20 protein-coding genes are annotated in these 18,538 nt (G+C 37.4%); 6 read left to right on the top strand and 14 right to left on the bottom strand.

Annotated features, from left to right (window positions below):
* Position 1: 1 nt before the first annotated feature.
* From ASO14_RS08105 to ASO14_RS08145, 9 genes are all read right to left on the bottom strand, one after another.
* Positions 2 to 1,165, bottom strand: coding sequence for a hypothetical protein (locus ASO14_RS08105; protein WP_068453697.1), 1,164 nt, complete (start codon positions 1,163 to 1,165; stop codon positions 2 to 4).
* Between the two features lie 90 nt (positions 1,166 to 1,255).
* Positions 1,256 to 2,344 (bottom strand): TFIIB-type zinc ribbon-containing protein, encoded by a 1,089-nt coding sequence (locus ASO14_RS08110; protein ID WP_068453699.1) that lies wholly within the window; start codon positions 2,342 to 2,344, stop codon positions 1,256 to 1,258.
* Between the two features lie 12 nt (positions 2,345 to 2,356).
* Positions 2,357 to 3,652: an SPFH domain-containing protein gene (locus ASO14_RS08115; protein WP_068453701.1), complete on the bottom strand. Its 1,296-nt coding sequence runs from the start codon at positions 3,650 to 3,652 to the stop codon at positions 2,357 to 2,359.
* A 107-nt stretch (positions 3,653 to 3,759) separates the two neighbouring features.
* Positions 3,760 to 4,062, bottom strand: coding sequence for a hypothetical protein (locus tag ASO14_RS08120; RefSeq protein WP_068453703.1), 303 nt, complete (start codon positions 4,060 to 4,062; stop codon positions 3,760 to 3,762).
* A 115-nt stretch (positions 4,063 to 4,177) separates the two neighbouring features.
* The gene (locus ASO14_RS08125) at positions 4,178 to 5,359 is read right to left on the bottom strand and encodes a thiolase family protein (protein ID WP_068453704.1); all 1,182 of its coding nucleotides are present in this window, start codon (positions 5,357 to 5,359) and stop codon (positions 4,178 to 4,180) included.
* 12 nt (positions 5,360 to 5,371) lie between these two features.
* Entirely contained in the window at positions 5,372 to 6,844 is a 1,473-nt protein-coding gene (locus ASO14_RS08130) for a class I adenylate-forming enzyme family protein (protein WP_068453705.1), read from the bottom strand.
* Between the two features lie 82 nt (positions 6,845 to 6,926).
* Complete coding sequence (locus tag ASO14_RS08135) at positions 6,927 to 7,535, bottom strand: LysE/ArgO family amino acid transporter (protein ID WP_068453706.1); 609 nt, start codon at positions 7,533 to 7,535, stop codon at positions 6,927 to 6,929.
* Between the two features lie 121 nt (positions 7,536 to 7,656).
* A complete protein-coding gene (locus tag ASO14_RS08140) occupies positions 7,657 to 8,892 on the bottom strand; it encodes a right-handed parallel beta-helix repeat-containing protein (protein WP_082701427.1) in 1,236 nt (411 codons plus the stop codon).
* A gap of 131 nt (positions 8,893 to 9,023) precedes the next feature.
* Positions 9,024 to 10,199: a pyridoxal-phosphate-dependent aminotransferase family protein gene (locus ASO14_RS08145; protein WP_068453707.1), complete on the bottom strand. Its 1,176-nt coding sequence runs from the start codon at positions 10,197 to 10,199 to the stop codon at positions 9,024 to 9,026.
* Between the two features lie 138 nt (positions 10,200 to 10,337).
* Here ASO14_RS08145 and ASO14_RS08150 point away from each other — a divergent pair, with 138 nt between their 5' ends.
* Entirely contained in the window at positions 10,338 to 10,844 is a 507-nt protein-coding gene (locus ASO14_RS08150) for a GNAT family N-acetyltransferase (protein ID WP_068453709.1), read from the top strand.
* Positions 10,845 to 10,943: 99 nt separating this feature from the next.
* On the opposite strand, the gene ASO14_RS08155 is transcribed toward ASO14_RS08150, so the two are convergent.
* The 4 genes from ASO14_RS08155 to ASO14_RS08170 all read right to left on the bottom strand — a co-directional run bounded on the left by ASO14_RS08155 (position 10,944) and on the right by ASO14_RS08170 (position 13,936).
* The gene (locus ASO14_RS08155; RefSeq protein ID WP_068453711.1) at positions 10,944 to 11,189 is read right to left on the bottom strand and encodes a hypothetical protein; all 246 of its coding nucleotides are present in this window, start codon (positions 11,187 to 11,189) and stop codon (positions 10,944 to 10,946) included.
* A 331-nt stretch (positions 11,190 to 11,520) separates the two neighbouring features.
* Positions 11,521 to 12,273 (bottom strand): HAD-IIB family hydrolase, encoded by a 753-nt coding sequence (locus ASO14_RS08160; RefSeq protein WP_068453713.1) that lies wholly within the window; start codon positions 12,271 to 12,273, stop codon positions 11,521 to 11,523.
* Positions 12,270 to 12,959: a copper homeostasis protein CutC gene (locus ASO14_RS08165; RefSeq protein ID WP_068453714.1), complete on the bottom strand. Its 690-nt coding sequence runs from the start codon at positions 12,957 to 12,959 to the stop codon at positions 12,270 to 12,272. The genes ASO14_RS08160 and ASO14_RS08165 overlap by 4 nt, the downstream gene beginning before the upstream one ends.
* 5 nt (positions 12,960 to 12,964) lie before the next feature.
* Complete coding sequence (locus ASO14_RS08170; protein ID WP_068453715.1) at positions 12,965 to 13,936, bottom strand: tetratricopeptide repeat protein; 972 nt, start codon at positions 13,934 to 13,936, stop codon at positions 12,965 to 12,967.
* Between the two features lie 121 nt (positions 13,937 to 14,057).
* Here ASO14_RS08170 and ASO14_RS08175 point away from each other — a divergent pair, with 121 nt between their 5' ends.
* Genes ASO14_RS08175 through ASO14_RS08190 form a run of 4 tightly spaced genes read left to right on the top strand, consistent with a single transcriptional unit; the run spans position 14,058 to position 17,023 of the window.
* The gene (locus ASO14_RS08175) at positions 14,058 to 15,167 is read left to right on the top strand and encodes a helix-turn-helix domain-containing protein (RefSeq protein WP_068453717.1); all 1,110 of its coding nucleotides are present in this window, start codon (positions 14,058 to 14,060) and stop codon (positions 15,165 to 15,167) included.
* Entirely contained in the window at positions 15,167 to 15,379 is a 213-nt protein-coding gene (locus tag ASO14_RS08180; protein ID WP_068453720.1) for a PLD nuclease N-terminal domain-containing protein, read from the top strand. Before ASO14_RS08175 ends, ASO14_RS08180 begins: the two co-directional genes overlap by 1 nt.
* Positions 15,366 to 16,262, top strand: coding sequence for an ABC transporter ATP-binding protein (locus tag ASO14_RS08185; RefSeq protein ID WP_068453722.1), 897 nt, complete (start codon positions 15,366 to 15,368; stop codon positions 16,260 to 16,262). The genes ASO14_RS08180 and ASO14_RS08185 overlap by 14 nt, the downstream gene beginning before the upstream one ends.
* Complete coding sequence (locus ASO14_RS08190) at positions 16,259 to 17,023, top strand: ABC transporter permease (RefSeq protein WP_068453724.1); 765 nt, start codon at positions 16,259 to 16,261, stop codon at positions 17,021 to 17,023. Before ASO14_RS08185 ends, ASO14_RS08190 begins: the two co-directional genes overlap by 4 nt.
* A 249-nt stretch (positions 17,024 to 17,272) precedes the next feature.
* Here the strand turns inward: ASO14_RS08190 and ASO14_RS08195 are convergent, their stop codons facing one another.
* Complete coding sequence (locus tag ASO14_RS08195) at positions 17,273 to 17,827, bottom strand: DJ-1/PfpI family protein (protein ID WP_068453725.1); 555 nt, start codon at positions 17,825 to 17,827, stop codon at positions 17,273 to 17,275.
* Positions 17,828 to 17,957: 130 nt separating this feature from the next.
* Between ASO14_RS08195 and ASO14_RS08200 the strand changes: the two genes are divergently transcribed.
* A complete protein-coding gene (locus ASO14_RS08200; protein WP_068453726.1) occupies positions 17,958 to 18,473 on the top strand; it encodes a hypothetical protein in 516 nt (171 codons plus the stop codon).
* Positions 18,474 to 18,538 lie beyond the last annotated feature (65 nt).

Here is an 18,538-nt window from a genome sequence, read left to right on the forward strand (position 1 = left end):
TCTATTTGCCACCTTCTATTCGTTTTAAAAATTGTTCGATTAGGACATGTGTAAAAGCAGGGTACTGCGGATCTTGTTGTATAAAAGCTCGAAGTGCCGCTTCATCCTCTAACCACATCGCTTGAATAGGAATACGGTCAAAATCAAGTTGTCCTTGTTCCTTTTCTGTATAACTACAGGCTAAAAAACGCGGTGTGATATTTGCATAGGCTTCTTTTAACTCGTTATTCTCGACATGAATCGTTGCACCGTATTTACGCTCATCATATTGTACAAATGGAGATGTAGGATTTTGACGTAAATCGTATATCGCATAAATCATATATCGTTTACGCTCTGTTAAATAAGGCAGTGCAAAATCAGAACAGCTTAACTGAAATAAAGGATTATAGCGATAACAAAATAGATGGTCTTCATCTGGGTAAATCCCAAGCCCTTTAATCACGCGACTGTAAGCAAATTCTGTTAGAGCGGTTTTCGTCTTGCCTCGCGTTGTATCACGCACTAAAAATTTCGAAAGATTTAATATGAATCCTGGTACGTCAGCTGTTTTAAACATCGTTTTAAAATCGTATAGTACGTCATATCCCGCAAATAGGTGGTAGTTATACGTGATACCATCATCTGAAACCCCAAGCCAGTCTTGTTGTAAATCTACTTTTTTCAATGTGGGCGTTACATGGAAAATTGTCTCAAACCATGTATGACATGCTGTTAAAAAATCGTCTATATTCTTTTTTTCATTCCAATTTTTTTCAGTGAATGAGAGGAGTGTTTCTTGTTGAACATATACGACTTCTTTCATTAGCCATTCTAAGTAATAGGCTACTTGGTCATATAAAACACGTGCGCTTTCTGCTGAAATGGGTTGTCCAATCACTGCTTCATTTTGCACTAGTTTTACTAGCTCTTTTTCAATCGCTTGATATTGCTGTCTGACGCTACTAGCTGATTGAAAACGTGTCACTTTTTGCTCTAGTGACTGCTTCATCTCCTCTAATTGACGTGGTAAATGCGTCAACATGTGCTGAATAGTTTGTGCATCTAACTGTAGCTGTATACAAGGTATTTGTTTAGGTACGATATAGAAAGGTTGCTGGATTAATTCCTCTGGTTTTATATTTTTTAACCGCGCGGTATCTGCAACCATATAAAATTCATTCAACGAGCTCTTCCTCTCTCATTTGTTTCTTTTAAAGTCACTTTATTATAACAAAAAGAGGAATCACCGTTTAGGCAATTCCTCCAATTCAATTTAAGATTGTGAGAATAGATAAATCATATAAATCACGGCAATTGATAATAATACCGCGATTCCCACTCGAACAGTTGAGATTGGCGCACTGCCACCCACACGACCTGTTTGACCATTCACCATAAAACGATAGAGCTTATCTTTATATTTAAAAGAAGATAACCAAATCGGTAGCATCAAATATTTATACGTAATGTCATCATGTGTTGTCGAAAACGATACATGACCAACAATATCTGCGCCATGTTCAAAGCGAACTTTTGATTTAATCGCTTGTTCGATTTTGTTATGAATACTCGATTTCGCTTCTTCAAAACCTTCATCTAAGCCGATACTATAGCGTTCTGCTAAAAAACCACTGACATATTCAGGTCGGTACCCTTTATTATCTGTTAAACGAAACGGTTCAATTTTGCGCATCATATCGCGATCATATCTTCTCGTTGCACTCACCAATTCATCATCAAAAAACTCTTGATAAACACCGGATGTTGAGTACCAATCTGTTACGATTCGTGTTTCTCCTTCTGCATCACGTACCGTTCGATTAATCCCATACTGCGCAGAGTAATACGAAATCGTTCGTGAATCAAATGTCCAATACGGTAAGTAGACACCTGTAAAAGCATCTGGTTTCGCACTTAACTTCGCCTGTCTCGGTGTAAAAATACGACTACGAATCCATTTATGAAAAGATTCGCCTGCTTCCTTATCCGTCACTTCAAACGTACAAACCCCGTTCGGCGCAAGTGTTTCTTCTGTACTTGCTTCCATCACTTGATGTGAACCACAATACGGACAGGTATCTGCTACTTGGAGCGCATCATAAATCGTTTCTGCCGCACATTCCGAGCAAATAACAGTCTTTTTTTCGACACCCCAGTCAAATCTTCCACGATTTTTTGCGTCGTAAAAATCAAGTTCTTGCGCGCTTCGTTGTTCCTCTTGTTCGGGTTTCGCAATATCTACTTCATAGCCGCAATATGGACAAGAGAGCTTTCCAGTTTTCGGATTAAATTCAACAGAAGCACCACAGGAAGGACATTCCGCATCAAAATCGAGCTTTACTTCTTTCACATCACTCGTCATGCTACTTCCTCCTTAGCGCTCCGTAGGTGTACCACACTCTGGACAGAATTTTGGAGCAGGTGTAGCTGACATTTCATGTCCACATTCGGAACAATGGAATGTTGTAGCGACAGGCTTTTTCTGACCACATTCGGAACAGAATTTACCCGTATTTTCAGCCCCACAAGAACATGTCCACGTCTCAACTTCTGGCTTTTTTTCGCCACATTCCGAACAAAACTTCCCTGTATTTGTATGACCATTCGAACATGTCCATGTTGCTTCATTTGATTCGGGTGCTGCTGGTTGTTGCATACGCTGTTCATGTGCCATTTGATACAGTTGATTTGCATTCATACCGCCTGTATTTTGTGCCATATTCATACCCATGAAGCCGTTCATCGCACCATTTTCATTTTCAGCTGCTTTGACCATCGCTTCTGCTTGCGCACCTGTTAACTGTGCCGCTGCCATTGGAGCATCACGCATAACCGCATTCTTTTGAAGCGTCTTAATCATTTGTTCATCTTCTTCAGAGGCTTTCATCGAGCTAATACCAATCGTACCAATCGCGAGACCACGAGAAGCTGTCCACTTTTCAGATAATACTTGATTGAGCGCATCTGCTAATTCCATCGTATGTGCGGGTACTTCACTGTAACGAACGCCCAGCGCTGAAATTTTTGCAAAGGCAGGTTGTAACGCAGTCATCAATTCTGTTTTTAATTGGCTATCAATTTCATCACGTGTATATTCATTCTCTACATTTCCTACAACATTGACATAGAACAATAATGGATCGACAATGCGATATGAATATTCCCCGTGACAACGAATCGAGATGTCGACATCTAATCCGATATTACGGTCTACTACGCGGAACGGTACAGGTGATGGTGTTCCGTATTTATTCCCGACGATTTCTTTTGTGTTAAAGAAATATACGCGTTGGTCTTTTGCAGGTTCACCGCCAAATGTAAAGCGTTTGCCGACTTCTTTAAATGTTTCTTTTAAGTTTTCCATGAAATCACCGTCATAGAAGACACTTGGTTCTGTCGACATGTCATAGACGTATTCACCCTGTTCTGCACAGACTTCGACTACTTTTCCTTGCTCGACAATCATCATACATTGTCCTTCATTTACTGCAATAATCGAACCGTTTGAAATGATATTGTCATTCCCTTTATTCGAACCACGCTTCGTTGAGCGTTTACGCCCCTTTACGACTAACACATCTTTTGAAAGTCCTTCGCAATAAATATATTCACGCCATTGATCTTCTAAAACGCCTTTCATGGCACCGATTCCAGCTTTTAATAAACCCATCTAACCAACCTCCGTCTTTATATATACTTTTTTATACGATTTTTCGGGAGAAAAGTTCCATTTTAAGAAAAAAAAATAAGCTCGCTCTCGTAAGCGAACTTCAAAGATTAAAATTCAGGATACACTTCAATCATTTCTATGTGATGAATATGTAATTCTGTCTCTTTTTCTGTAGCGATAAAGCTGTTTGGTAGTTGATTCCATTTTGGTGCGATACTCTCTAGTAATTCGTTCACTTGCTTTTCAGAAGCTGTTTTTGCCTCTAATTCAACTGCAAACGTATCTAAGAATGGCTCACACTTCTCTTTTTTTAGCGATAATTTTACTCGCTCACCTAAATTCAATAGTTTCTGCAAATAAGTTGTCGCTTCCACTTCAGTAGAAGCTTGCATGTAGACGCGTATAAACAAAATCAATTCTCCATTCTTTTTTAAATCAGCAAGTACTATCATATCCTAAATTAAAAAAGCATGGAAGAGGTGTTTTACCTCTAACCATACTTTTAAGATATTTGATTCTTTATACCTATACGCGCTCAATAATCATCGCAATTCCTTGACCTCCGCCAATGCAAAGGCTTACAACTGCATAGCGTTCCTGTCTTTCATGCAATGTATGTGCTGCACTCAATAATACACGTGTACCACTTGCACCAACAGGATGCCCAAGTGCAATTGCTCCTCCATGTACATTCACACGATTACGGTCTAGTTGTAGCTCTTGTTCAACTGCTAAATATTGTGCTGCAAAAGCTTCATTAATCTCAAATAAGTCAATATCATCTATTGTTAAATTTGCACGTACTAAAGCGCGTTTAATCGCGGGTACAGGACCAATTCCCATGTAGTTCGGATCCACGCCAACAGCAGCATACGAAATGATTTTTGCGAGTGGTTGTAATCCTTTTTCTTCTACAGCTTGCCCACTTGCAAGTACGATTGAAGCTGCACCGTCATTAATACTTGAGGCGTTTGCTGCTGTAACAGTACCTTGGCGTTTGAAAACAGGTTGGAGCTGTGCCATCTGTTCAACGGTTGTATCTGGACGAATTTGTTCATCTTGCTCAATTACGCGTGTTCCTTTACGTGTTGGCACTTGAACAGGCACAATCTCACGTGCGAATACATCTGCTTGTTGTGAGGCTGCTGCACGTTCATGTGATAATACCGCATAGGCATCTTGTTGTTCTCGCGTAATCGCATATTTTTCAGCTAAATTTTCAGCTGTCATGCCCATACCCATGCCTGTGTATTGATCGGTTAAAGTAGCTTGTAGCATATCTTCAAATTGAATATTCCCCATTTTTGATGATTGACTGCGCTGTTCAAAATTTGAAAATGGAGCTTGTGACATATTTTCTGTGCCACCTGCTAAAACGATTTGTGATTCACCAAGTTGAATCTCCTGTGCGCCTGAAATAACAGATTGTAATCCTGAACCACATAATCGATTCAATGTGAGAGCAGGTATTTCTTCTGGTAATCCTGCAAGTAACGCAATATGACGCGCTGTATAAGCTGCATCTTTACCTGTCGCAATGACATTCCCGTAAAATACAGCATCAACATCTTCTGGTGCAACTTTCGAGCGATTCAATGCTTCAACAGCTGTTACCGTTCCGAGTTGAATGGCTGATACGGTCGCAAAAGAGCCTGTAAACGCAGTAAAGGCTGTTCGCGCACCTTCAATTAGATACACATCTTCCATACTTGTTCCCCCTTAGTGACGCAATACATGCTTCAATACTTTTCCTGAAGCGTTACGCGGCAATTCCTCAATGAATTCAATTTCATACGGTAATTTATACGTTGCGAGCTGTGTCGCACAGTAGGCTAGAATTTCTTCTTCCGATACAGTATTCCCCTCTTTTACGCGAACATATGCCTTCGGAACTTCTCCGTAAACAGGATGCGGGACACCGACAACGGCTGCTTCAAATAAAGCTGGCATTTGATATAATACTTCTTCAATCTCAATTGGATAAATATTTTCGCCGCTTCGAATAATCATGTCCTTTTTACGATCAACAATATATAAATAGCCATCTTCATCTAATCGCCCTAAATCGCCCGTATATAACCAGCCATCGCGAAGTGCCATCATCGTTTCATCAGGATTTTTTAAATAGCCTTTCATTAACTGAGGACCTTTGACCACAATTTCACCGACATAGCCATTTGGCAGCGCGCCACCAGCACCGTCATCAATCCGAATTTCTGTGTGTGCGAGTGGACGACCAACAGAACCCACTTTTGTTAGTGCATCATCATCTAATAATGTTGTGGCAGCTGGTGAATTCTCCGTCTGTCCATAGAAATTTTGTACTTTAACATTTGGGAAAGCTTCTTTTAAACGTCGAATGAGTTCGTAAGGCATCGGCGCTGCACCATAACCGAATAGACGAAGGGATGAAACATCGTGTGATTCGTCTAAATCATGATTTAAAATAAGTGTGTACATTGCTGGAACACCAAAGAAGAATGTCGCTTTTGTATCACTTAATTGTTGCATAATTTGTTTTGGTGAGAATGCTTTTTCAATGATTAATGTAGCACCCACATAAAAACATGGAACCATAAAGACATGCGCGCCAGCCGAGTGGAATAGTGGTGTACAAATAAATAAACGATCTTCTGACGTCAATTCCATCGGTTCAGACCAGAGTTCCGCTGTCATATAGATGTTTTGATGCGTTAACATGACACCTTTTGGATGCCCTGTTGTGCCAGATGTATAAAGGATCACCGCCACATCAGATGGGTTCATCGTCACATCACGATACTGCGGAGCCATCAATGCTAAATTGTGTAAATCACTTGTCATAATAACTTGTTGGCAGATGTATTCCGTTTTCTCATATGTTTCTTGAAAAACTTCATCCATAATCAATACTTTCACTTCTGAATGATTTAAAATATAGGCAATTTCAGGTGGTGCTAATTTTGTATTGATTGGCATGACGACATACCCTGCAAATTGAATCGCAAAATAAGCGATTGGAAATTGATCCGTGTTCTCCATTAATAAACCGACGAAGTCGCCTTTTTGAAGTGGTAAGCTTTGTAAATAGCCTGCTAAACAAGTGACTTCATTATAAAAAGTGCGATACGTCCATTCAACATCGTGATATACAATTGCTTGATAATCGCCTAACTCCTCAGCATGTTGCTTTAATACATCTTTCATTAACATCATTCCATCCCCTTCCTTCAACTGAATACTCATTCAATATATGTATATTCTAACAATTCAAAAAGAAAATGACAACGAATGACTAAGCAAATAATGTAATAACTAAGTAAATTGCGGTGAAAGCGATAAAAATAGCAGATAGTTTATTCATAATGACAAACACATAACGCGGTAATTGAAGCTTTTTAAAAATCGCACCAAGAATGACTAACGCTAAGAAGAAACCCCATGAAACAACAATACAAGAGATCGCAAAATACCACTGCGCTGCGCCTGTATAAGCTAATGCACTACTACCAATCACCCCGATTGTATCTAAAATGGCATGTGGGTTTAATAAGGATACAGATGCTGCAAATAGCATTTGCTTTTTCATTGGCATCGAGTAACCTTGTACATCTTGTGGCGGCTCACTGCGCCAAATGCTCCATGCCATATAACTTAAAAATAAAACACCGACGCTCATCATCGTAATACGTAGCCATTCAAATTGAAGAACGATTGCGGATACTCCGAAAACTGCGAGTAAAATTAAGAGTGTATCGCATAGTGCGGCGGTAATCCAAGCAGGAAATGCATAAATAAATTTCGGTTGCATAGCCCCTTGATTAAATAAAAAAATGTTCTGCGCACCCAGTGGTAAAATTAACCCGAATGCCAGTAACATCCCATGAATCATTACTTCTAACATATTCCATCCTCCTTTTGTATATATTATACATTTTTTGAATTTTTATAAACAGCTAGTTTTTCATTATCTAAAAAAGAGCTTTAGCACAATCTATGCGGAAGCTCCTTTTAGAAATCTTTTATTAACGTAAAACTGAATCGTCTAATCGAATGGTTTCTGTTTTACGTGAACCATTTGATTGAATATTGTCACGAATCTGGATATATGGTGTTTTTAAGTTTTTAAACGTATTCGTCATCAATGCTTCTTTATTGGCTTTCGATAAATCTGCAAACACTTTTTTCGTTGTGCCTCCACCAGTATTTGAGAATGTGAAGAACATCATCGAGATGGCCATATAGTTAAATGTATTGTTGCGGATTATCGGGTTTTTTGTTCCACTCGCCGCAATACCTTTTACTACTTCATTACGCTTATTTTTCGAACTCATTGTAAATGTATTTTTCTCAATGACAGCATTCGACCAGTTGAGCGCACGAATATAGTCACTACGCAAATTCACCATTTTATTTTGACGAATTGTTATACGGTCATGTAATTTTTTATACGAATATTTATGTGTACCTACAGCACGTGGAATATCCTCAAATGTATTATTTTCAATCAATACATGACTATTTGGTTGTGCATCAAATTTACTCCACTCCTGACTCCATCCTTTTGTTGAGCGATCTGGTGTATCTAGATTAATTGCTTCTTTTACAGAATAAAGGGGGTCTTTTGCATATTTAAATGTTGAATTTTTTACTGTTACATTTTTGGAAGCATCCATTTCAATAAAATGCGCATAATTCATATGACGAAATTGAATGCGGTCTACTAAAACATTCTGATTATGCCCCATAATAATACCAATACCTTTTTCAACATAATTTAGATCAATTGTTGCGGTACCTTTACCTATGAATTGAATATTTTTCTCTCCATTATACTTACCGTAAACACCTTTTTTACCTGATTTTGAAGGTGCAATTAATTGGAACATGGAACTAGCCGCCTTAAACTGGCTTGTACCTGTCTTTGTTCCTTTTACTAACTTTGCTCCATTTTCAAGTTGAATGGTCACATTAGAAGGAACATAGAGTGTATTAGAAATTGTGTATGTTCCCTTTTTTAAGATGAGTTTTCCACCTTTTGTTTTTTCAAAACGTTCTAAATAGGAACGTAATACATAATAATGTTTTGTATGTTGGTTATATGTACTATATTTACTATACGTTACATTGTATGGCTTACTGCTCGGTGTAATTATGTAAGTAGGTGTTTTAGCTTTTGCCTCCATCTGTGTATTTAGTACTAAAAAGACCATAATCATACTAAATACAATAAATAGAGACAGATGATGCTGTTTTTTCATGTGAACGCTCCTTTTTATGTTTTCATAAACCTACTTAACAGAATACATCTTTTTAATATACTTAAGCAATATGTATGACTATTTTCATATAAAAAAAGACTTGTTCGAAAACAAGTCGGATTATTCTATGATTATGAAATCGTTGCTTTACTACCTAATACTTCTCTAAATGCTTTTAGAGCGGCACCAATTGTTACGCTATGTCCCATCTCTTCTAATACTTCACCGATTTGGCAAATCGCCTGTTCAAGCATTTGCGGTGTTGTGTTACCCATATGACCGATTCGGAATGCTTTGCCAGATAAATGAGCTAACGCACCTGCTACGATAATACCACGATCAGCTAGTTTCGCTCTGAATACATGATCTTCTACACCTTCAGGATATAAAATACAGCTTAATGTTGGAGCAGCTGCTTCTTCTTTTGCCAATGGCTTCATACCGTATGCAATTAGTGCACGACGAATCGCTGCACCGTAATTTTCATGTCTTTCCACGCGCGCCTCCATCCCTTCTTCAAGTACAATTTTCATCGCACATTCATATGCATAAATCAAATTAACAGGTGGTGTTGCAAAATAAGCTGTTGGGTCGTCCATTACTTTACGCCAGTTATGAATATCTGCGTAATAAGCTGGCACATTCTCTAATGCTTCACGTGCGGCAACCGCCTCTTCTGAAAATGCAATAATCGCAAGCCCTGGAGGTGCACCAATCGCTTTTTGTGAGCCAGTTAAGACTACATCAATTTTTGCGCCTTCTTGCCCATACTCTTTTGACATATCTTCTTCTAGTGCTGTCGTTGCACATACACCGTCCAAAATGAATAATGCACCTGCTCTTTTAACAACAGGAATTAATTCTTGAATATTTGCAACAACGCCTGTAGATGTATCGACATGCGTTACTGTAACCGCTTTATATTCACGTTGTTTTAATTGTTCTATAACAGCTTTTTTTGAAATCTGTTTGCCCCATTCTGCTTGAATCACATCGACTTCAATGCCGAAAGCTTTTGCAAGTGGTACAAAACGGTCCCCAAAGAAGCCATGACTAATTACTAATAAACGTTCACCTTTTGAAACAGTGTTGACGATTGCCATCTCCATCGCCAGTGTTCCTGAACCTGAAATAACATATGCTTCTGCAGGATGATTAAATAATTCCTTTGTCATTTCGATTGAATTTTTATAAATGCGTGCAAATCGTGGATCTGTATGTCCCATTGTCTCTTGGCTAAGTGCATCATAAATGTCGTCTCTCACTGGTGTCGGGCCTGGAATTAATAGTAATTCTTTATTTCTCATATCGTCAACCCCTGTTCAATTTAATTTGTTATATAACACAATATAAATAATTTATCTGTTATAGTCAAGTGTTTTCCTAAATATTCTAAATATTTGTAGAATAACATTTTTACGTTATACTACAAAAGAGGTGATACGATGCGATTAGTACAAGCAAAAAAAGAACAAATTACACGCATTATGGAGATTATTGAAGATGGACGCGCGAATTTAAAACAGCTTGGTCTACCTCAGTGGCAAAATAGCTACCCTGACCTAGAACAGATGAAAAAAGATGTGGAACAACAGAAAAGTTATGTATTGATGGATGGACAGCAAATCATTGGAACAGTTTGCTTGGACGAAGACGGTGAGCCTGCTTACGATGCATTAAATGGCAAATGGTCTTCAAATGATCCTTATATTGCGATTCATCGTATGGCTGTGGCAAAAGAAACAGCGGCAAAAGGAATTGGTACACAGTTTTTACAAGCGATTGAGGAAGTTGTTCACGCCAAAGGGTTTAAACAAATCCGGCTTGATACACATACAGAGAATATACCGATGCAACGCGTGGCAAAAAAAAATCATTACCAGTATGTCGGTAATGTTTCTTATGGGGAAAATATTCCATGTTATGCTTATGAAAAAATTTTAACACATTAAAAAGAGGAAGATAGCCCTGCTTTTCAATGCGTCTTCAGTTAAAAATAAAGGAGCGACTAATTGGATGTCGCCTCCTTTTTCATGTAAATACTCATTGCATTATTGGACTGTAATTCGATGTTCATACACTTCTCCTGGATACTCGACTTGTAATGACTTGACTAGAGAGGTTTCTAAATCACTTGGAATAAAAAAATGAACGTCATTAATATGTGCAAGACGGCCTAATGTATATACCATATCATGCAGAGATTTTACAGTCATACTTTTTACATCTAATGTTGCTTGTGTCATAACTTCAACTACGTAACTTACATCTTCTCTTGAAATTTTAACAGTTAACATATAATCACTTCCCATTAGAAAAATTCTAGTTGTTCTATCACTAGTAATTGTATACTAACATGAACGAGCTATTTTTGTACAATACTTAGCATTTTATGGTCATTTGAATTGATTATTGAAAATTCAAATCTTTATAGTAAATTGTTTAATTTTCAAAATTTTTAGTTTTTTATACCTTTCGCAATGAGTATAAATACTTATTTTCATTAGTATTTCATGCTATTTTTATGCATTTAATCCCATAATAGTATATATAAAATAAATTCACTTTTTTGACATTTTTTCATAAAAAAAGCATAAACTTAAAGAAATTTATGCTTTATTATATAATCTATATGTTAATTTCTTTCCATTCATTCGATAATTGTCTCATCATATGCGCTACTTGTTGTTCGTCACATCCATACGTCGCATACTTCCTTACTTCTTCATTTCCACCTACACAAACAGATATTTTTGCCTCTTCTAACATACGACAATCATTTTGATCATTACCAAATGCAATATATGTACCTGGCAGAATACCGAGCTGTTTTAGTCCTGCTTCTTTTGTGATACCACAAGGACTAATATCTAAAATACCTTCTTTTTGATGTCGATGGATGACACAATCCATTGCTTCTAATGATTGAAAAATCATCTCATCTTCTGTAAATAGCACACACTTTACCCAATCACTCAATTGCTGTCTCTCTTTATTCTCAGCAAGCTTGAGTGAATCAAGCTGTGTATAGATTGGATGTGTGTTTGAACCTGTAAAACTATAATCCCATGCACTATCCATTAAATACGTGAGACGATGCTCTTCAATAAGTTCGTCTATTTTTTCACGCACTTCTTTCGAAAAAGCATGCACTTCTACTTTTTCACCATTAAAAATAAATGCCCCATTCCCACCAATCATCCGATGATGCCAATAATACTTTGGTAAGACTGGGTACATATCACGAATCGGGCGTGCAGAAGCAAAAATAACCTCATGACCATCTTCTTCCAACTGTTCAAATGCAGCTAAAATATCCGTTTGTAGAGGTTTTCCTTTAAAACAAATCGTACCATCTAAATCAAATACAAATGCAGTCATGTTAAATAGCTCTCCATTAATTGTTTTATTTTACGAATCATTTCGATATTAATTGGCTGATGAAAACTTTTCCCAAAACGTACGCCCGAGCCTACATGAATATTCGTTACACCAATTTCAAGTAATTGTGCTACATTCGTTGGGTCAATTCCTGAAGCTGCTAAAATATGCATTCGTTCATGCGATGTTTCATAAAGTAACGCCTCTATTTGTATTAGATTATCAAGCGCTGTCCCTGGACCACCTGAAGTTAAGACTTGCTTAATTTGCGGATATTTCTTTAGTTGGTGTAACGCTTCAATTTGATCTTCCACTTCATCAAATGCACGGTGAAACGTCACATTGAGTCCTTCACAGTGGGGCAGTAAATCTTGTAATAGAATGTTATCGATGAAGTTTTCTTTCGTTAATCCACCTAGTACGACACCGCGCGCACCAAATAATTGAATGACACGTAAATCATCTAACATAACTGAAAAATCTTCGACTGTATAGTGATAACTATTACTATGTGGGCGCAACATTACATGTACAGGAATACTCACTGCACTAATGACATTTTTAATCTTGCCTAGACTGGGTGTGATACCTCCTTCTTCCATGGAAATACATAACTCGAGACGGTCAGCCCCTCCTGCTTCTGCAATAATTGCATCTTCTACGGTTGTCACAATCACTTCTAGCACATTCTTCATCCTTTCGCGAGTTCTTTTAAACGTTTTTTTGCTTCTTCATCACCATGCAATGCGGCTCTTTGATACCATATTTTCGCTTTTTTTAAATCAATTGGTGTACCTATACCCGATTCATAGCAAAAACCGACATTATACTCGCCATAAGGATCTTGCAAATCTGCTGCTTTTTGATACCAACTAAGCGCACGTTCACCATCATCTTCTGCGAATGCCTCGTGTCCTAGTTTATTAATCGCAAAAACATCGCCATGTAGCGCCGATTGATGATACCAATAAGCCGAATGTTCTTCATCTTTTAGAACACCTCTCCCATGATGATATAAATAGCCAAGTGTGTACATGGACTCCTTCACACCTAGTTTTGCAGCTTCCTTAAAAATCTCTGCTGCTTTTGCGTCATTCTGCTCAACATATTCACCACGCAAATACATGTCTGCTAAATTGTTTACAGCATCTGGATAACCAAGCTGTGAAGCGCGTAAATAAGCTTCATACGTTACTTTTAGGTCGTGTTCAATAACACGACCTAAAAAGGCATAATTCCCATGCCAATAGTAAGCTTCCCCTACTTCTAATTGCATACCAATCTCATACCAATCATACGCAGCTTCATATAATTCCTGATTTTGATAGTACTTAGCCAACTGCATCATCGCTTCTGAATTTCCAGCAATCGCCTGCGCATAGATAGTAACGAGCGATTCTTCTATGACATATGGGAAATCTGTCTCCTTTTCCGCCATTAAAAATTCTTCAATGGCAATGTCTAGGTCTTGCCAAAAAATCTTTTCTGTCTCATTCGTTGTCTCTGTTACAGCTTCTAATTGCGCAAGTAATAGTGACAATGTATGATATGCGACCACATCAAATTGACGCATATATGCAATCATCGCTTGTTTATTTTTTTCTTCATAATACTGAGCTAATTCTGGATGCCCAGCTTCTCTTAGTTGTTTCGTCAGTGACACGTAATTCGTCACTCCTTCTCTATTATTCAACCAATAGTTGATTTTTTTAATCAAATATAAATATAAGTCGTTCGATTTTCCCCTTTTTTAGTTTTATACTTTATGTAAAGGAGCTGATCATATGTTTGATTTATCAAATCGCTTAGTAACGCTACGAAAAAAAGAACGCAAAACCCAACAAGATGTCGCACATTATGTGGGTGTATCAACTGCAGCTGTTTCAAAGTGGGAAACGAATCAGAGTTATCCTGATTTGTCGGTACTCCCAAAACTCGCTACGTATTTTAATTGTTCGATTGATGACTTACTCGGTTATGAACCGCAAATGTCAAAAGAACACATCCAACAATTATATATGCGCCTAGCCAATGATTTTCAACAAAAACCATTTGATGAGGTATATGCTGAAATTCAAAACATTATTAAAGAATACTATGCTTGTTTCCCTTTATTAATGCAAATTTCTGTCTTACTACTTAATTATACCCAATTAGCAGGGGAACGCACGAAAGAAATTTTATCATTAGCTGAATCGCTCTGTATTCGCATTCAACAACAATCAAGCGACCTACGTCTGTTACAACTTTGTCGTTCATTACAAGCGCAAATTGCACTCATTAAAAACGAACCACAACAAGTCATTGCACTCTTTGGCGAGGAGGTAGAAGCCTATGCGGGGAATGATTTAGTGCTTGCAAGTGCCTATTTACAATTACAACAAAGTGACAAGGCAGAAGAAACGTATCAAATTTCATTATTTCAAAAAATCGTGAGTAATGTCTTTATTCTCGCAAATTATTTACAAATGCAATTACAAGATGAAGAACGTTTTCAAGAGACGGTTGAACGCGGCTTTGGCTTAATTCGTTTATTCCAGCTTAATACGCTTCATATCAATTCATGTATTTCTATGTATATTGGTGCAGCTCAAGGTTATACCATTCAAGGAAAGTTAGATGCTGCTTTTGAAGCTTTACAGCGCTACTTACATGTAATTGAACAAACACCGTTCCCGATTACATTACATGGAGACGATTACTTTAATAAAGTAGATGAATGGCTATTACGCGAACTTGATTTAGGTCAGACAATGCCACGCGATGAAGCCTCTCTACGTCAAAGTCTGCTAGATATTGTTGAAAAAAACCCGATGTTTGAGCCATTAAAACAAGATGCACGTTATCAAGTGCTAGTAAGTAATTTAACACATATGTTAGGAGTGAATGCATAATGGATCAAGTCAGAGAGCTATTACCGATTCTAATTCCACTTATTATTTTAGAATGGACGCTCGCGATTGTTGCACTCGTTCATGTTATTCGCCACCCACACTATCGCTTTGGTAACCGCATCATGTGGATTCTCATCGTATTATTCATCCAGATTATTGGACCAATTGTTTATTTCTTATTCGGACGAGGTGAACGTGATGATTCATATTGATCATATTCATAAAAAGTTTGGTACACATACTGTTTTAAATGATATCTCAATTAAAATAGAAGAAGGTCAAATTTTTGGATTACTTGGACAAAATGGTGCAGGTAAAACAACCTTAATGAAGATTATGCTGGGGTTATTAAAGGCCGATCAGGGAGATGTGCGAATTCTAGGCGAATCTGTACGCTTTGGTAAGACATCGACGAATCAACATGTCGGTTACTTACCCGACGTTCCTTCATTCTATCCGTATATGACAGCCTATGAATATTTACTATTTTGTGGTGAAGTTACAGGATTAGATAAAAAAGTACGCGTAGAACGAGCAAAAAGATATTTAGCTTTAGTGGGTCTTCCCTTCAACCGTAAGCGTATTGGTGGATTTTCACGCGGTATGAAGCAACGTCTTGGCATTGCACAGGCACTCATTCACCAACCGAAAGTATTGATCTGTGATGAACCGACTTCCGCACTCGATCCTGTAGGTCGCCGCGAAATGATTGAGATTTTGCAAAAAATTAAACATGAAACCACCGTTATTTTCTCAACGCATATTTTAAGTGATGCCGAGAAAATTTGTGACCGCGTCGCCTTTTTACACAATGGTACGTTCCAATTGAGCGGTAAAGTATCGGATATTTTAAAACAACATCAAAAACCGATTTTACGCGTTGTCGTACAGCAAATGGCTGACGCTGAAAAACTAAAGCCGCTCCTAACGAATGCGACACAGAGCGGTACAACATTCACGATTCCATCGACGAATTTACTTGCAACACAACAACAGATTTTCGAACAATGTATTCAGCAACAGATTGCCATTCAATCCATTGAGATTGAACAATCGACACTCGAAGATGTCTTTTTGGAGGTGATTCAATCATGAATCAAGTATCGGCACTTTTTAAGAAAGAATGGATAGACTTCCTCCGCAACTATAGACTGCTCATTCTAGCAACCGTCTTTTTCATTCTTGCATTTTCTAGTCCTCTCACTGCAAAATTCATGCCTGAAATTTTAGGGAACTTCTTATCAAAAGATGTAGCAGACTCGTTCCCGATACCGACAGCACTCGATTCGTGGCAACAATTCTTTAAAAACTTTTCACAAATCGGCTTATTCGTTTTCGTCCTAATCTTCGGTGCGAGCTTAGCAAATGAGCGCCAACATGGTACACTCGTGATTCCATTAACGAAAGGATTGTCACGTACATCTGTCATACTCGTCAAATCATTATTCTCTATGATCATGTGGACGATTGTTTACGTGTTATCCGTACTTGTCGTTTATGCTTATACAATCTACTACTGGCCGAAAGAAGACGTTCAGCATTTATTCTTATCTGTCTTTTTACTCTGGCTGTTCGGTATTTTCGTCGCTTCCGTCTTAATTTTAGGTAATGTCTTATTCCGCTCATTCTTTGGCACATTATTATTTGCGGTTGGCATTCTCATCGTTCTTTTTATTATTTCACTATTCGAGAAATTAAAAGATCTATCATTCATTCGTCTCATCTCTGAAAATAATTTAGTACTCCAAGGTGAATACGTCTGGTCCGACTATACAGGTGTTCTGATTACAACAAGTATTTGTATAATCGCCTGCCACCTGCTTGCTATTGTTCTCTTTAATCGAAAAGGAATTTAAAAGACAGGCTGGGACAAAACAAGTCACTTCCCATTTTTAGCGTTCGCAACGAAAAACTGGACTCGCGCTATAGCGCGAGTCCAGTTTTTCTTATGCTCATGTGGGATGTGTTTTTTTGCATTTATGTCCCAACCTGTTTTTATATACAGCGAAGTGTATCTCTCCACATAGTTCTGAAGTGTAGCGTTATCACACTAGCTCTACAAAAAATGAGAAACAGCATTTGTTGCCGTTTCTCATTAGAATTATTTATTTTTCAAGTAATTGAATAAAGCCTTTCATTAATCCTGGTAAATCAGGCCATGCATGTCCTGATACAAGATTTCCTTCTGTATGCAGATGTTCTTCAACATATGTTGCACCTGCTGCCTGTACTTCTGGTTTACAAGCGATATAAGCTGTTAGCTCACGTCCCTTAATAACATCTGGAATCACCGCAAAAATTTGTGCCGCGTGACAGACAGCCGCAACTGGTTTGTCTGCTTCAAAGAAATGACGGACAATCTTCGCTACATGGTCATTCAAACGTAAATATTCAGGCGCTCTCCCGCCAGGAATGATTAAACCATCAAATTCATCTGGATTTACATCTTCGAAAGCTGCATTTGCTTCTAAACCATAGCCTGTTTTCTCAACATATGTGTCCATGCCATCAATAAAATCATGAATCACAGTTTGAATCTTTTTCACGCTTGGCGCTGCAATCGTCACATCATACCCTTGCTCTAAACAACGATAATATGGATAGTACACTTCTAAAGCCTCTACTGCATCTCCTGCAATGATTAACACTTTTTTCGACATCTAAATCCACTCCTTTGATTAGTCGTACACTTTTCATATTCGAGCTACAAAAGGAAAATCCTTTATTTTATTGATTATTTTACAAAAGAATTTCATAATTAAGATTATAAAAAGATTGGAGACTCTATTAATGGTTGAACTAAAAAACTTGAACATTGACTTTACACCCAATAAAGAAACGCCTTATTTTCAAACGAATCATCATAAAAGAATAAGATTCATTTTAGATAAACTCACATTAAAAAACTTGAAATCTATTTTAGAAAAAATATTCAAAACTAAATCTATACAAACAATTTTTATTTCTGGTTATATTTTTCAAAATAAAAATATATATGTTAAAACAGGAATTGGAAAAGTCATTCAATTAAAAAATTGGCAAGAAATCACCGAAAATCTATACCATACTCCAGATGTTCGAGTTATTTTAACGAAACTAAAAAAACTAAATTGTACAGATGTATATAACTACTGTTTCTCTATTAAAAAAGGAAACCCTGAATCATATATAGTATTCTATTCTGATGATTTTTTGTTGTATATAAACTCTGATGTAATCGATATTATTTCAAATAATACAGAAAATATACAAATGTTAAAAAAAGCATTTAAACCACTGTACAATACATATTACGAACATAACTAAATGACGTTCAAAGCATAGGTTTACAATATATTTCTAATCAAGTTAATCCTATCTCTAGATCTATA

The sequence above is a fragment of the Kurthia sp. 11kri321 genome, assembly GCF_001534765.1.
Lineage (GTDB): Bacteria > Bacillota > Bacilli > Bacillales_A > Planococcaceae > Kurthia > Kurthia gibsonii.